Here is a 15,552-nt window from a genome sequence, read left to right on the forward strand (position 1 = left end):
CAAAATCTACGGGTTGAATTGATGGCGCAGGGTTTTTACCGTTTCCCCTGCCTTGCAGTGTCCGAGGGAATGCGAAACCATTCACCAGAACAGTCTGAGGCGCTGACACAATGCAACCGCAAAGTTGAGCTAGATTTTGCCCAACTCAGTGAGGGTCTTAGTGAGCTAATCGCCAAGACCCTTCTACTTCTCATTCTTTAGTCTTCCAAATAGCCCAGTTCTTGTAATCGTCGCTGCACTTCAGGATCGTCAAATCCCGGTGCCCGCGTGGCTACAGCGGCTAGCGCCGCGGCGGTAGAGCGATCGCCCACAAAAGCCTGTAGGCACTCTTGCAGCACTTCCACATTCTCCGGCAGAATATCGCTGAGGTTGAGGTCTTCGCTGGGATCCTCAACCACGTCGTAAAGCTCCACCCGATCGCATCCGGTTTCAATCAGCTTGTGGCGACCCATCCACACGGCCCGCCGGGGCTGATCGCAGGCGCGATCGCGTACCAGATCCGGCTGCCGCTTCTGCATCAGGTTGACCACGTTCTGCGGCGGAACCGCTTCGGAAAAAACATGATCGCTAGAGCGATCGCTCGCCTGCACCAAACTCAGCGCCGCTTCCTCCGCCGTGGCTAGCCCCGCCGCCGCCACTGCCGTATGGAACAGGCGGCGAGTAGAAACGACCTGATTCACTCTGGCTCCCTGGGGAAGCTGATTTTGCGGATCACGAATAATCAGCGGCACCTGCACCAGTTCGTTATAAATAGACAGGCTGTGGCCCATCAGCTGCTTTTCCCCCAGGTGTTCGCCGTGATCGGCGCAGATAATTACCAGGGTCTTATCCAGTCGGCCTGACTGTTTGAGCTGCTGAAAAAACTTGCCAAGCTGCATGTCTTGATAGGCCACTTCAGCATCGTACATGCCGTCTAAGGTCTTCTTTTGCTGCTCGTCCAGCGCCCCGGTCAGCGGGGCCAGCCAGCCGTAAACATCGCTGTTGAAACGCTGCAAAAAGTTACGGGCATCCCGGTCTTTCAGCACGTGGGGCGCAAACTGTTCCACATACTGGCGGGGCGGATGGTAGGGCATGTGGGTGCCCATCAGATTGACAAAGGTAAAAATTGGCTGCTCTGGTTGGGTGCCTGGGCGATCGATCAGCAGCTTAGCCGTATCTTCTAGAGACTTAGCCGTATTGCCCTTAAAGCTCAGGGCCGTCTGCCATAGCGGCACCATCAGCGGCGTAAACGACAGGGCCAGCAGCGTGTCAGAGCGGGCAAAGGCATCCTGCACCTGATTGAGAATTTTAGCCAAGACGCCCTTGAAAAACTGACGGTAGCGCCCAATCAAGCCGGGAGACTTGCCTGCCTGGTTGGGGCGCGAGGTCAATAGGCCGCTGTAGTTCAAAAAGCTGTCAAAACCGCGCCGCAAACCATTATTGATCACACCGACCAGGGGATTGTTGCAAAAGCCTGCCGTGTAGTAGCCGCCTTTCTGCAGCCGCTCCGCCAGGGTTTCAGCTTGCTCAGACATCACAGAATAAGACTGAAACATCTGGTGCTCAGACGGATATAGGCCAGTGAACATAGAGGCGTGGGAAGGAACCGTCCACTGGGCAGCAGCGATCGCATTGTTGAATATTGTCGCCTCAGCAGCCAGGGCATCTAGTTGCGGGGAGGTGGGCTGGTCATAGCCATAGCAAGACAGGCGATCGGCACGCTGGGTGTCTAAAACGAGGAATAGGATGTCGGGTTGCTGAGTAGACATATCAGAAAATTTAAAGGTCGAAGACCAGAGAAATAACCGCTCTATAAATGGATTTAAGCTGCATTTACCCTAGCGTACGGGGAACTGGCTGTAGAGTCTCTACGGATGGATTTTGTTCTGCTGGCTTAGCTTGCAGGTAGGGTTAGAGCGTTAGCTCTAACTGGCGAGAACTTCACCCCTGCTGGGTTGCACTGTCCTACCCACAGCTTACTTAAACCTGCCTTCACTTAAATTCAAGCTAGAGCAATTAGCTTAAAGGCGGCTGAGATTGAGAATAATTCTCAATTAGAAATTTATCACACTAGCCGCTTCATCTGGAGTCCTCTCTGAACCTACTGCTAGCTGAGAATTTGATCGTCTAGGGAAAAGTCAATGTCGGCCTGCAGGCGCTGGGCGACAAGATAGTCGTGCTGGAAAGAATCTTTCAGGCCGCTGACGAGATCGAACTGGGGCTGCCAGCTGAGATCGGCTTTGGCTTTGGCAATCGAGGTAAAGAAGTGCTGTACCCGCATCGGAAAAGCCTTGCGCTTGCCGAAGTCAAACTGTTTGGGATCGTAGTGGACGATTTGCAGCTTTTCGGCAGACTTGCCCGCGGCCTCAGCGCAGGCTTTAGCTAAGCCGTCAAACGTGACCGCCTTTTCGCCAGAGATGTTGTAAATCTGCCCGATCGCTTGAGAATTGCCCAATACGGCTGCCATCGCCTCAGCCAAATCTTGCACATGCCCAAGCTGGGTCAGGGCCATACCGCTGCCAGGGATGGGAACCGGGCGATCGCGGACAATGCGGTCAAAGAACCAGGCTTCTAGGTCGTTATAATTTTGCGGCCCATAGATATAGACGGGGCGGACGGAGGTGAAGGGAACGCCCTGGGTTTTGAGGTAGTCTTCAGTGGCAAACTTACCCTTGTGGCGGCTGTTGGGATCGACGGCGTCGCCTTCGATGTGGGGCATCTGGTCAGACTTTTGGTAAACCCCGGCGGAGCTGACGTAGATAAAGTGCTGCAGTTTGCCTTTAAAAATTTCGACTAGGGGCTGGGTGTCGCTGAGTTCGCGTCCGTTGTTGTCAAAAATAGCGTCAAAAGATTCGCCAGCAAGTTTGTTTTTGAGCTGGGCTGCGTCTTTGCGATCGCCGTGAATTTGGCTAACGCCCTCCACGGGAGCAGGCTGGTTGCCGCGATTGAACAACACGACCTCATGGCCCTGCTTGACTAAAATCTGCGTCAGGTAAACGCCAATGAAGCGGGTGCCTCCCATGACTAAAATGCGCATGTTTTTCTCCCAAGCGGCCAACAACTTTTTATCTTAAGCTGCGGTGGGGCGGAATCAGCGCTCGCCAAAATGCTACCGTGACGGAAGACTCTGTTTCAACCACGTTCCCATGACTGCTTTTCAACCGCTGACCACCGCTGTACCTTTAGACAAAATTCGCTACAACGCGCAGGGACTAGTCCCTGCGATTGTGCAGGACTACCTAGACGGCACAGTGCTGATGCTGGCCTGGATGAACCGAGAGTCATTGCAGAAGACGCTAGAGACTGGAGATACCTGGTTTTGGAGTCGATCGCGGCAGGAACTTTGGCACAAAGGAGCTACTTCTGGGCACTTGCAGAAAGTGCAGTCAATTCGCTACGACTGCGACAGCGATGCCCTGCTGGTCACAGTGGAGCAAATCGGGGATGTCGCCTGTCATACGGGTGAGCGGAGCTGCTTTCATCAGGTGGAGGACAAAATTCAGCCGCCCCCTGCCGATACCCTGTCTCAGGTGTTTGCCGTGATTTGCGATCGCCGCGATCATCCCAAAGCAGAATCTTACACTAACAAGCTATTTGCCGGAGGAGATAATAAGATCCTCAAAAAGATTGGTGAGGAAGCAGCAGAAGTAGTAATGGCTTGCAAGGACGACGAGGCCGCTGATATTGCTGGCGAAGTGGCAGATTTGTTTTATCACACACTAGTAGCGCTGTCTCATCACCGGGTAGATTTGCAGGCGGTGTACCGCAAGCTGCAAGAACGGCGGCGCTGAAATTAGCAAAAGAGTCGCTTTCGTCCAACTCCATTTAGGCAATGGCCGTATTCTTCAACTCAGCCGGCAAACTGATCTAGCCAGCGCTGCAGCTCGGCTGAGAGGGCTTGACGCTGGCGGCTGGCAATCTCAATACAGACATGACGAGTCAGAGCTGTGACCGCAGGGCGATCGCCAGCTTCAGGTTCATGCGGCCAGATTTCATAAGTAATGGCAAAGCTGCTCTCAGTCATAGGTTCTGGAGCCAGCGTAATTGTTAGGCGATCGCCGCAAAAAAGGGGCTGATAAAAGTTAGCCTCCGCGTGAACGATGGGAACAGCGATCGCCCCGGCGCTAAAAAACGTCTTCAAGTCAAAGCCCATCTCTGCGAGCGAAGCTTCATAGGCTTCGTGGCAGAGATGGAGCAAATTAGCGAAGTAAACGACGCCCGCCGCGTCCGTTTCGCCAAAGCGAACGGTTCGCCCGTAGCAAAAAGCCACTAGCTGGCGTTGGGCTGGGCCGGACGGAAGGGCAGCTCTGGATTGGGGGCTGCTGGCTTAGCCGCTGGCGCAGCTTCTGCCTCACCACCTAAAACAAGACTTGCTAGCGGCCCATTAAGCGCCTGGTTAAAATTGCCCAGGGCATAGCGCAGCATCTCGTTTGGACTCATCGCCACCCAGCCGTCTCCGGTGAGCTGACGAACTTCAAAGTGCAGGTGCGGCCCAGTGGAGTTGCCCGTACTGCCAACTAAACCGATGACTTCGCCCTGCTCTACCCAATCCCCTGGCTGCACTAGCAGGCGAGACATGTGGCCGTAGAGCGTTTCTTGCGTACCCTCTTTATGCCGCAGAATCACCGTCAGACCGTAGCCGCCTACAAAGTCAGCGGTGGCAACGCGACCTGCCTGAGCGGCCACGATTGGCGTTCCCAGGGGTGCGCCCAAGTCAGTACCCGAGTGGAAGCGCTGGGTGCCATAGATGGGGTGGATGCGCCAGCCAAACAGGGAGGTAATCGGTGCGGGCACCGCCAGGGGAAAGATAAAGTCCTGAGCGCCCTGCCGCAGGCTATTGAGTGGACGCAGTAAGCGGTTGTAGTAGTCTCGTCCCGCTGCCGTACTGCCCCCGGAGAAATTGATACCGTTGGCGCTGATATTGACCGGGCCTACACTGACCGCTGGGCTGCCCCCATTGGCATTCCCGCGGCTGGCAACCGGGGCCGAATTTTCGGCAGGAAGCGGAGAAAGAGCCGGATTGGGATTACCGCTAGCACCGTTGGCCCCGCCGCACACGTTATTTGGGACTGCTTGACCCTGCTGCAGCGTAGCCTGACAGCCTGTAGAGCGCTCTGAGAAGACTAGCGTTGGATTTTCGGTCGCGCCAACGCTGTAGTCGGTGGGATCGACAAAAACAGAGTTGTATCCCTGGGGGACATTCTCAGCCGCTGGCACAGCCGTAGGCACGACTTCGCTGGCAGGTTCAGGCGCAGGCGCTGCTGCCGGAACGGGCAGGGCCGGTTCTGAAGCGGGCGCTGCTGTCGGGGCGGCCACCTCTGGCTTGACCGCAGGGGCTGCTTCAATGGTTAGTTCTTCTGCCTGGGCTAGAGACAGGGGAGCTGTCGGCGCGGGTGCGGGCGCGGGTGCTGTGGGTACTGTGGGTATCAGGTCTGCCGCTTTGGTCGATAATTCGTCAAGCGGCTGTTCATTAGGCAGCGATTCGGCCATGACTAAACCGCTGCTGATCAATCCCAATCCTCCGGCTAAACAAAAGCCGCGTAGCGTCAGCAGCGTTGCCCTACGCATCGGAAAATCTGACTTAGGGCTAGGCTTTGCAGGCATACCATCTCTCCCGTACTGAATGCAGTCTCAAAGATTGAATCAACAGCACAAATCTTAAGTATTGTATCCCAGAGCGATCGCTCCAGGGGGCAGGTCAATTTCGTCCTCGTCAGAGGGCTGCGTCGATTGTAACCGTATCCGCAGCAATCCGTGTTCAGAGACGCCAATGACGTCGCCAGAGTGCCCATCAATGCTAACAGTTTGGCCCAGATTGATTAAGAGACTTTCGTAGGTTTTGAGAAAAGTCACCGCGCCTACCTGCTGATAAAACTGATAGCCTTGCAAAATGCCTCGCAGCACCAGGGCTGCTACTGTTTCCGACTGGCTCAGAGGACTAGCCGGAAAGTCTACTAAAATTGACTGTAAATTGATGCCTGTTTGAGGCACCGCGTTGCTGACATTGAGGCCTACCCCAATCACCGCCTGAGTCACCTGTCCGGACTCCAGTCGGGTTTCTGTGAGAATACCGCCCAGCTTGCGGCCTTGCACAATCAAATCATTAGGCCATTTGAGCTGAACGGGAAGGCCCAAATTCCTGAAGGCGGTGGCAATGCCCCAGGCGCTATAAAGCGTCAGGCAGTGGGCTTGGCTAGCGGCTAGATCTGGCATCAGCCCCAGCGATAGATAAAGTCCTCCTGGTGGGGACTCCCAGGTGCGTCCCCGCTGACCTCGCCCGGCAGATTGCCGCTGCGCAATCACGACGGTTCCTGCCGGAGCGCCCTGCTTTAAAAGTCTCCAGAGCTGACTGCTGGTTGAATCTAGACAGTCAAACAGATGGATTTGACAGCGCGGTCGGATAGCGCCAAGCGATCGCTCAAGCCCTAGAGACGGGGCGGGGGCCGCTAGAGCCTGGTGTAGCCGGTGAAGATCCAAGCGGTCTAATTCAGAGAGTATAAAGGCGCTGCGGCCAGCTTAACATGCAGGTTATGCCTGATGGCCCACCCGACTGCCACAAAATTGACTAAGTTAAACAACAGATCCTTCTGCTAACACATTCGCCTCATGGAACCCTGGAATTGGCAAACTTGGAACGGCTCAGCCTATCTTACCTGCAGCCTGCTAGAGCGCTGGCCTCACGGTTTTTTTACGGCCCGGTTCTGGCCGCAGCCACCGGAGGAACTGGTGAACGCCCTGCAGCCAAACGCTTCTGTTCATCGAGTTCAGCAGGTTCATGGCGACCAGGTGGTGTCGCCCACTAAGCTGCCCCAGCCCGTCGCAGCCGCTCATGCTGTGCCCCTGCCGCCAGAACGCTCCCAGGCGGACGGGGTGCTAACCGACAGCCCGCTGCAAGCTGTTTGGGTGTGCAGTGCCGACTGTACGCCTGTCCTGATTGGCGATCGCGCAACCGGACAGGTGGCGGCTATTCACGCGGGCTGGCGCGGTACAGCCTTGAAGATTGTGCCTCAAGCGATCGCCAAGCTACAGGCCCAGGGCAGTCGCCTAGCCGATTTGCGGATTGCATTAGGGCCAGCGATCGCCGGTGAGGTCTATCAGGTTTCGACCCATGTGGCCGCCACCGTAGGGGCGACCCTGGTAGAGGCCGATTGCTTCAGCACGTCGGTAGACCTAGTTAGACATTTACAGCAGCAGGAAAAGCCGCCGCTGCTGCCAGATCCCGAACCCGGACGGGCCAAATTAGACGTGCGGCGAGTGAATCAAATGCAGCTAGAGCAGCTAGGCATAGACCCGGCCCAGATTGCCGTTGCGCCTCACTGCACTTTTCAAGCGCCAGAGCAGTTTTTCTCCTACCGCCGCACCCGCGAGAAGAAGGTGCAGTGGTCGGGCATTGTGAGCGTCTAGAGCCACGTCTGCGATCGCTTAGCTGAAGAGTGCGGCTGCCTAAGGGCGAGCAGGGTATCTATCAGGTACCCAATGGGAGTTTAGGATGAGGCTGTTTCCAACTTCAAATCGGCAATTAGCTGTGATAGCTGATCGCTGTTGGCGTTGTAAACCTGATTGCAAAAATGGCAGGTAACTTCAGCCCCATCATCTTTTTCAATCATGTCAGCAAGTTCTTCCTGACCTAACAGCTTTAAAGCGCCCAACATCCGGTCTTCTGAGCAGGGACAATTGAACCGGACTAGCTGAGTCTCCGGGAAGATATCCAGTCCCATATCGCCTACTAGGTGATCAAAAATCTGCGGCAGCGTCTTGTTTTGCCGCAGCAGGGGCGTAAATCCGCTGAGCTTGGCAAGGCGAGACTCCAAGGTTGTAACTAGCTCTGGATCTTCGGCAGCCTTGGGCAAAACCTGCAGCAGTAGCCCACCCGCTGCTTCCACGCCGTTGGCTCCCACAAACACTCCCAAAATCAGCGCCGAAGGTGTCTGCTCAGAAGTGGCTAGATAGTAGGTTAAGTCCTCGCCAATTTCGCCAGAAACCAGCTCTACCGTACTGGAATAGGGGTAGCCATAGCCCACATCCCGCACAACATAAACATAGCCGTCTGAGCCAACCGCGCCGCCCACATCAAGCTTGCCCTGACTGTTCAGCGGCAGCTCAATCGCCGGGTTGTCTACGTAGCCCCGGACGGTTCCATCTAGGCCCGCGTCAATCAAAATGCCGCCCAAAGGACCATCCCCTTTAACTCGGATATTCACCCGCGACTGGGGCCGCTTCATGTTGGAGGCTAGCAGCAGCCCTGCTGACATCGTGCGGCCTAGAGCGGCTGTGGCTACATAGGAAAGATGATGACGCTGTCGAGCAACTTCAGTCAGCTTAGTTGTGATGACGCCAACAACTCGAATGCCCCCCTCTGCAGCGGTCGCTCGAACTAATTGATCTGCCATTGAGAACCCTGTCTGCTTAACAATTTTCAATATTTCTATTCTAAAAGGTGCAGCTCGGCTTTCTTGCCCAAGCGAGGGGAAGATTCCCCCCGGCGATCGCCGTCATTATCCGGCACCGCCAATATTAGCCAAACTTCCCGCCGTGGCTTAAAGCTTCTGTCATACTGGAAATGCAGTGAGGGTAAATTTCTTCAAGGTCGCTATGTTAGGGACATTTCAGCAGAGCAATTTGCGAATTGAGGTGAATGCACCTGAGGCTGCTATTCGGGAACAGCTTGTTCTACCAGATCAGTTTCGGCAGTGGCTTTGGCCGCAGCGATTTTCTGCCGGCCTGCCTGCTGAACTCACGCCCGGACTGACCTTCAGCAGCTATATTGGGCCAGTCGAAATTCAGCACCAGGTCAAATCAGTCGCTCCGAATTACCTGGAGTTTTTGCTCTACGGCGGTATTGATGGTTTTCATCGCTGGTATTGGGGCGATGGCTGGCTGCAGTCTCACCTAGAAGGTCGTTCGCTATTTCCGCTCAATTTAGGGCAAACGCTTAATTTATTGCGGCTCCGTCAGCATTTAGAAGTTCCAGTGCCCGCCGCGAACTGAACGGCTCTAGGTTAGGTAGGCGCAGTCAAACATGAGCAAATGTAGGTTGCGGTTGAAGCACGTTGGCACAGCTTTGCCTGAGGCAAGAAAAAACACCCGCATGGGTTACGCTGTCCCTCTAGCGCCGCCACGCCCGGCGGTTTTTAGCCATCCTAAAAATAATTAAGTCCGCCTACTTAGGCGTCAGATCACTAGCTAGACTCTGGGCTGGTAGCGTCAAAGGTAGAGCGACCGGAATCGCCGTCAGTCATTTGTACCCGCAACCTGACTGAGGCACCATGCGAAGGCAATCCTTCAGCGGCAGTCAGAGCGTCAATCGCGCCCGCCACCCGTTCTAAAGCCTGCGGTGAATACTGAATCAGGCTGGAATGCTTCATGAAGGTTTCTGTGCTAAGAGCAGACGCATAGCGGGCGGCACCTGAAGTTGGCAGAGTGTGGTTTGGGCCCGCTAAGTAATCCCCTACCGCTTCGGGCGTAGAGTGTCCCAAGAAAATAGCCCCGGCATGGCGAATATGTTCTAAAAGCTGCCAGGGATCCTCAATCTCTAGCTCTAAATGTTCGGGGGCAAACTCATTGGATAAGTGAGCTGCGGTCTCTAAAGAATCGACTACGATGGCAATGCCGTAGTGGGCGATCGCCTTTTCGGTTAGAGTCTGACGCGGATGATCAACCAGTTGGCGCTCTACCTCAGCCGTCACCTGTTCAGCCAGATCAGCGCTAGGCGTAATTAAAATAGCGGCTGCTAGAGGATCATGCTCGGCCTGAGCCAATAGATCGGCCGCTACGTGAGTGGGATTAGCGGTGTGGTCGGCGATGACAAGTACTTCAGAAGGCCCCGCCAGGGAGTCAATCCCCACGGTGCCGTAAACCAGCTTTTTGGCTAAAGTGACATAAATATTGCCTGGGCCAGTAATCACGTCTACTTTAGGAATTGTCTCGGTGCCGTAGGCCAGGGCCGCGATCGCCTGTGCTCCCCCTACGCGATAAATTTCCTGCACGCCTGCTTCTTGAGCGGCTACCAAAACGGCTGGATTTAGCGTTCCGCCCTCGCCGGGAGGCGTCACCATCACCAATCGCGGAACACCTGCCACCTTCGCTGGAATCGCATTCATCAGCACGGTGCTGGGGTAAGCCGCTCGTCCACCGGGAACGTAGATACCGGCGCAGTCTACCGGCGTATAGCGCTTGCCCAAAACCACCTCGTTCTCGCCAAAATTCACCCAGCTTTTGGGCATCCGCTGACGGTGAAAGTGCTCGATATTGCGGCAGGCTAGCTGAATTGCGTCCAAAAGCTTCTTGGAAACCTGCTGATAGGCCGCATCTAGCTCTGCTCCCCGCACTCTTAGCTGCTCTCGGCTCAGATCCTGCCGGTCGAACTCCGCCGTGTAGTGTAGAACAGCCTGATCGCCGAGCCGCTTGACCGTCTGCAGCACCTCCCTCACCGTCGCCTCTTTATGTACGACCTGACTGTCGTGAGTGCGTGAACAAATACGCTGAAGTTCTGCTTTTGCCTCAGCCAACTGATGAATAATTCGCAGCATTACAGCAGGATAGTGGGAAAAACCAACTTTTGAAGATGACCGCTTGGAGAATCAGCTCAGCTACCTTCTAGGGCAGAAGAAGCAGCTAGAGGATGCCATCCTTAACGATCTATAGCTTAGCGCGAATTTTCGTTGCGGCATAACATAAGCCCAATAGAAGTGCTATGATTATTTATCCAGTGATAATCTCATTAGACTAGGGCTGACTGTGGCAAATATTAAATCTGCGATTAAGCGTATTCAAATTGCAGAGCGTAATCGTCTGCACAACAAATCTTATAAATCTGCGGTGAAGACTTTGACCAAGCGATATCTCGCTGCGGTTGATGACTATGCGGCTAATCCGTCTGCTGAAAACATGCAGGCTGCTCAGGAACGACTGGCAGCGGTGTACAGCAAGATTGATAAAACTGTTAAGCGGGGAATTTTGCATCCCAACGCTGGTGCCCGCCGTAAGTCGCGGTTGGCTCACGCACTCAAGCGGCATGAGCAGCCCGTTGCTTCTTAGAGGATGCCGCTAATTTCGCGGTCTTCTCCTGAAGCAGTGAGCTGGTCAATATGCCACTAATTGATACACACGTCCATATTAATTTCGACTCTTTTCAAGCAGATCTAGATGAGGTTGCTGCAGCTTGGCGACAGGCGGGCGTAGTCCATCTAGTTCATTCATGTGTTGAGCCAGATGAGTTTCCGGGCATCCAGGCGATCGCCAATCGCTTCCCGGAGATTTCTTTTGCGGTCGGGCTGCATCCACTAGATATGGACAAGTGGGATGCAGCTATGCCTGAGCGGATCAAAACCCTGGCTGAGTCGGATGAACGAGTCGTGGCCATTGGCGAGATTGGACTTGACTTTTACAAAGCTGAGGATCGGGAGGTGCAAGAAACCGCGCTGTGGGCACAACTCCAAGTTGCTAAGGCGCTCAGCTTACCCGTTATTATTCACTGCCGAGAAGCGGCTGAGCCTATGGTTCGGCTGCTGCAGCGATTTTGGCAGGAAATTGGCCCCGTTAAGGGTGTAATGCACTGTTGGTCAGGAACGCCAGTAGAAACCCAGTGGTTTCTAGATTTGGGCTTTTATATTAGCTTTAGCGGCATTGTTACCTTTAAGAATGCCCATCAGGTCAAAGCTTCAGCTCAGATAGTGCCCTGCGATCGCCTGCTGGTTGAAACTGACTGTCCTTTTCTAAGTCCGGTACCTAAACGCAAAGAGCGACGTAATCAGCCCGCCTACGTGCGTCATGTTGCCGATTCTGTGGCCCAGCTAAGAGGAACTTCACCAGAAATGATCGCCCAACAAACGACTGAAAATGCCTGTCGTTTATTTGGCCTATCAGTCTCTGCTTAGCCACCGCGATCGCCGTTAGACACCGACATCACAGTGCTACATGTTCAGCGACCCGATCAACCCTTATGAAGCTGGCTTTACAGAATGTTTTTAATCTCATCAAGGCCAATGCGTTTACCAGATCTTCCAGTTCTCTCAAAGGCCGCGGTTGAATTTAGCCTACCTAATTCGAGCTGGTTGAAAACGTTCGTTTTTTCGCAAGCTGCCGTTTAAGCGGCTGCATACTTTTTTATCCGCCACCTGACGTGGCCACTAGCGGTTATCGCATTACTAGCTCAGCCGCTGCACGCTTACCAAAAGTCCAGGGCACGACCTGTAGAGGAGAGGCATGACTGATCAAACCTATCAAACTCCCGTTTTTGTTCTACCAGACCTGGTAGAAATTCAGCGTTCTAGCTTTCGCTGGTTCTTAGAAGAGGGCCTGATTGAGGAGCTTGACAGCTTTTCTCCCATTACAGACTATACCGGCAAGCTAGAGCTACATTTTCTCGGTAAAGAATACAGGCTTAAAAGCCCCAAATATGACGTTGACGAGGCCAAGCGGCGTGATAGCACCTATGCGGTGCAAATGTACGTACCCACTCGCCTGATCAACAAAGAGACAGGAGAGATTAAAGAGCAGGAAGTTTTTATCGGCGATCTGCCACTAATGACCGATCGCGGCACTTTCATCATTAACGGGGCCGAGCGCGTCATCGTTAATCAGATTGTGCGTAGCCCTGGTGTCTATTACAAGTCTGAAACTGACAAAAACGGTCGGCGTACCTACAACGCTAACCTGATCCCCAACCGGGGAGCCTGGCTCAAGTTTGAAACCGACAAAAACGGTTTGGTTTGGGTGCGGATTGATAAAACCCGCAAACTATCGGCTCAGATTTTGCTGAAAGCGCTAGGACTCAGCGACAGCGAAATTTTTGATGCCCTGCGCCATCCTGAGTATTTTCAGAAAACGATCGAGAAGGAAGGCCAGTTCAGTGAAGAGGAAGCGCTGCTGGAGCTGTACCGGAAGCTCCGTCCCGGTGAACCCCCGACCGTTTCCGGCGGGCAGCAGCTGCTAGACTCTCGCTTCTTTGAGCCTAAGCGCTATGACCTGGGCCGCGTTGGCCGCTACAAGCTCAATCGCAAGCTGCGGCTCAATATCCCCGATACTGTACGGGTTCTGACGCCGCAAGACATCCTATCAGCGGTCGATTATCTGATCAACCTTGAATTTGATATCGGCAACATCGACGACATTGACCACTTAGGCAACCGCCGCGTGCGCTCGGTGGGTGAGCTGCTGCAGAACCAGGTCAGAGTCGGGCTGAACCGTCTAGAGCGGATCATCCGGGAGCGAATGACCGTTTCAGATGCTGATTCTCTCACGCCAGCGTCTCTGGTCAACCCGAAACCGCTGGTTGCTGCAATCAAGGAGTTCTTTGGCTCCAGCCAGCTTTCCCAGTTTATGGATCAAACCAATCCACTGGCTGAGCTGACCCACAAGCGCCGCTTGAGTGCGTTAGGCCCGGGCGGATTAACCCGCGAGCGGGCTGGTTTTGCGGTGCGAGATATCCATCCTTCCCACCACGGACGTATTTGTCCCATTGAAACCCCAGAAGGCCCCAATGCTGGTCTGATTGGCTCTCTCGCCACCCACGGCAAGGTCAACGATTTTGGCTTTATTGAGACGCCCTTCTTCAAAGTTGAGAACGGACGTATCCTCAAGGATCAGGCCCCCATTTACATGACGGCGGATGAGGAAGACGATCTGCGGGTGGCACCGGGGGATGTGCCCATTGACGAAGAAAACCGCATTTTAGGGGATCAGGTACCTGTTCGCTATCGTCAGGACTTTACCACCACAGCTCCATCCGAGGTGGATTATGTGGCGGTTTCTCCGGTACAGATTATTTCCGTTGCCACCTCGCTGATTCCTTTCTTGGAGCACGATGACGCCAACCGGGCGCTGATGGGATCTAACATGCAGCGTCAAGCGGTACCGCTGCTGCGGCCAGAGCGGCCTCTTGTGGGCACCGGCCTAGAAGCTCAGGCAGCGCGGGACTCTGGCATGGTAATTGTCAGCCGCACTGAAGGTGAAGTTACCTTTGTTGACGCCAATCGGATTTCGATTCGGAGTCCTCAAGGCGAGGAGAATACCTACTACTTACAGAAGTATCAGCGCTCCAACCAAGACACCTGCTTAAACCAGCGGCCAATTGTCTTCGCGGGCGATCGCGTTGTGGCAGGTCAGGTAATCGCTGACGGTTCTGCGGCTGAAGGCGGTGAAATTGCTTTAGGTCAGAACGTTTTAATCTCCTACATGCCGTGGGAGGGCTATAACTACGAGGACGCCATCCTCATCAGTGAGCGTCTCGTTTATGACGACGTTTACACCTCAATCCACATTGAGAAATATGAGATTGAGGCTCGCCAGACCAAGCTTGGCCCCGAAGAAATTACGCGGGAAATTCCCAACGTGGGTGAGGACGCCCTGCGTCAGCTCGATGAAACCGGCATCATTCGCATTGGTGCCTGGGTCGAATCGGGCGACATCTTAGTCGGTAAGGTGACGCCTAAAGGGGAATCTGATCAGCCACCAGAAGAGAAACTGCTGCGAGCCATCTTTGGTGAAAAAGCGCGGGACGTGCGGGACAACTCCCTGCGCGTTCCCAACGGGGAGAAGGGCCGCGTGGTTGACGTACGTGTCTTCACCCGCGAGCAGGGCGACGAGTTGCCCCCCGGCGCCAATATGGTGGTGCGGGTCTACGTGGCTCAGAAGCGCAAAATTCAGGTAGGCGACAAGATGGCGGGTCGTCACGGCAACAAGGGAATTATCTCCCGCATTCTGCCGATTGAAGACATGCCCTACCTGCCAGATGGCAGACCCATCGACATTGTGCTCAATCCCCTGGGCGTACCTTCCCGGATGAATGTGGGTCAGGTGTTTGAGTGCCTGCTGGGCTGGGCGGCTGAAAATTTAGACGTCCGTTTCAAGGTGACGCCCTTTGACGAGATGTATGGCGAAGAGGCCTCGCGTAACACCACCCACGGCAAGCTGCAGGAAGCGCGGAAAGCAACAGGTCAGGACTGGGTTTTCAATGCGGACAATCCGGGTAAGATTCAGCTTTATGATGGCCGCACAGGTGATCCGTTCGACCGCCCTGTGACAGTTGGTAAAGCCTACATGCTGAAGCTGGTACACCTGGTAGACGATAAGATTCACGCTCGCTCTACGGGTCCTTACTCTCTCGTCACCCAGCAGCCTCTAGGAGGTAAAGCCCAGCAGGGCGGGCAGCGCTTCGGTGAGATGGAGGTATGGGCGCTGGAAGCCTTCGGAGCCGCTTATACGCTGCAGGAGCTGCTGACGGTCAAGTCAGACGATATGCAGGGACGCAATGAGGCGCTCAATGCAATTGTTAAGGGCAAAGCGATTCCCCGACCTGGAACGCCAGAGTCCTTCAAGGTACTGATGCGAGAGCTGCAGTCTCTGTGTCTAGACATTGCTGTGCACAAGCTGGAGACTCGCGAGGACGGTACCAGCCGCGATATTGAAGTTGATCTGATGGCCGATGTCAGCAATCGTCGAACGCCGTCACGGCCAACTTATGAATCCATCACCCGCGAAGAACTAGAAGAAGTCTCGGAATAGGTTTCTTCAGCCAGGAGGAGGGACTCACTGCCTCCTCCCGATCCCTCTATTCACCGCATTAAGCATTTA

Annotated in this window: 13 protein-coding genes; 6 read left to right on the forward strand and 7 right to left on the reverse strand. The window is 54.5% G+C overall.

What is annotated here, in order from left to right:
- Positions 1–197: 197 nt before the first annotated feature.
- On the reverse strand, positions 198–1,748 hold the full coding sequence (locus QJQ48_RS00260; RefSeq protein WP_346289167.1) for a sulfatase: 1,551 nt from the start codon (positions 1,746–1,748) through the stop codon (positions 198–200).
- Between the two features lie 338 nt (positions 1,749–2,086).
- Positions 2,087–3,016: an NAD-dependent epimerase/dehydratase family protein gene (locus QJQ48_RS00265; protein ID WP_346289168.1), complete on the reverse strand. Its 930-nt coding sequence runs from the start codon at positions 3,014–3,016 to the stop codon at positions 2,087–2,089.
- A 109-nt stretch (positions 3,017–3,125) separates the two neighbouring features.
- Here QJQ48_RS00265 and hisIE point away from each other — a divergent pair, with 109 nt between their 5' ends.
- Entirely contained in the window at positions 3,126–3,770 is a 645-nt protein-coding gene (gene hisIE, locus QJQ48_RS00270; protein WP_346289169.1) for a bifunctional phosphoribosyl-AMP cyclohydrolase/phosphoribosyl-ATP diphosphatase HisIE, read from the forward strand.
- Between the two features lie 59 nt (positions 3,771–3,829).
- Here hisIE and QJQ48_RS00275 read toward each other — a convergent pair whose 3' ends face one another.
- The 3 genes from QJQ48_RS00275 to QJQ48_RS00285 are packed head-to-tail and all read right to left on the reverse strand — an operon-like array spanning position 3,830 to position 6,456.
- Positions 3,830–4,249 carry an acyl-CoA thioesterase gene (locus QJQ48_RS00275; protein WP_346289170.1) on the reverse strand — a complete coding sequence of 140 codons (420 nt, stop codon included), beginning with the start codon at positions 4,247–4,249 and terminating at the stop codon, positions 3,830–3,832.
- Complete coding sequence (locus QJQ48_RS00280) at positions 4,249–5,583, reverse strand: M23 family metallopeptidase (protein ID WP_346289171.1); 1,335 nt, start codon at positions 5,581–5,583, stop codon at positions 4,249–4,251. The genes QJQ48_RS00275 and QJQ48_RS00280 overlap by 1 nt, the downstream gene beginning before the upstream one ends.
- Positions 5,584–5,637: 54 nt before the next feature.
- Complete coding sequence (locus QJQ48_RS00285; protein ID WP_346289172.1) at positions 5,638–6,456, reverse strand: biotin--[acetyl-CoA-carboxylase] ligase; 819 nt, start codon at positions 6,454–6,456, stop codon at positions 5,638–5,640.
- A 129-nt stretch (positions 6,457–6,585) separates the two neighbouring features.
- On the opposite strand from QJQ48_RS00285, the gene pgeF reads away from it, so the two are divergent.
- Positions 6,586–7,383 carry a peptidoglycan editing factor PgeF gene (gene pgeF, locus QJQ48_RS00290; RefSeq protein ID WP_346289173.1) on the forward strand — a complete coding sequence of 266 codons (798 nt, stop codon included), beginning with the start codon at positions 6,586–6,588 and terminating at the stop codon, positions 7,381–7,383.
- Between the two features lie 80 nt (positions 7,384–7,463).
- Here the strand turns inward: pgeF and hslO are convergent, their stop codons facing one another.
- Complete coding sequence (gene hslO, locus QJQ48_RS00295; RefSeq protein WP_346289174.1) at positions 7,464–8,369, reverse strand: Hsp33 family molecular chaperone HslO; 906 nt, start codon at positions 8,367–8,369, stop codon at positions 7,464–7,466.
- 202 nt (positions 8,370–8,571) lie between these two features.
- Between hslO and QJQ48_RS00300 the strand changes: the two genes are divergently transcribed.
- On the forward strand, positions 8,572–8,967 hold the full coding sequence (locus QJQ48_RS00300; protein WP_346289175.1) for a hypothetical protein: 396 nt from the start codon (positions 8,572–8,574) through the stop codon (positions 8,965–8,967).
- A 191-nt stretch (positions 8,968–9,158) separates the two neighbouring features.
- Here QJQ48_RS00300 and hisD read toward each other — a convergent pair whose 3' ends face one another.
- Positions 9,159–10,508: a histidinol dehydrogenase gene (hisD, locus tag QJQ48_RS00305; RefSeq protein WP_346289176.1), complete on the reverse strand. Its 1,350-nt coding sequence runs from the start codon at positions 10,506–10,508 to the stop codon at positions 9,159–9,161.
- 208 nt (positions 10,509–10,716) lie between these two features.
- Here hisD and rpsT point away from each other — a divergent pair, with 208 nt between their 5' ends.
- The 3 genes from rpsT to rpoB all read left to right on the forward strand — a co-directional run bounded on the left by rpsT (position 10,717) and on the right by rpoB (position 15,483).
- Positions 10,717–11,016: a 30S ribosomal protein S20 gene (rpsT, locus tag QJQ48_RS00310; RefSeq protein ID WP_346289177.1), complete on the forward strand. Its 300-nt coding sequence runs from the start codon at positions 10,717–10,719 to the stop codon at positions 11,014–11,016.
- Between the two features lie 50 nt (positions 11,017–11,066).
- Positions 11,067–11,855, forward strand: a complete 789-nt coding sequence (locus tag QJQ48_RS00315; protein ID WP_346289178.1) for a TatD family hydrolase — start codon at positions 11,067–11,069, stop codon at positions 11,853–11,855.
- Between the two features lie 328 nt (positions 11,856–12,183).
- Positions 12,184–15,483 (forward strand): DNA-directed RNA polymerase subunit beta, encoded by a 3,300-nt coding sequence (gene rpoB / locus QJQ48_RS00320; RefSeq protein WP_346289179.1) that lies wholly within the window; start codon positions 12,184–12,186, stop codon positions 15,481–15,483.
- Positions 15,484–15,552: the final 69 nt, after the last annotated feature.

It is taken from the genome of Sphaerothrix gracilis Ecp01, assembly GCF_030405905.1.
Lineage (GTDB): Bacteria > Cyanobacteriota > Cyanobacteriia > Phormidesmidales > Phormidesmidaceae > Sphaerothrix > Sphaerothrix gracilis.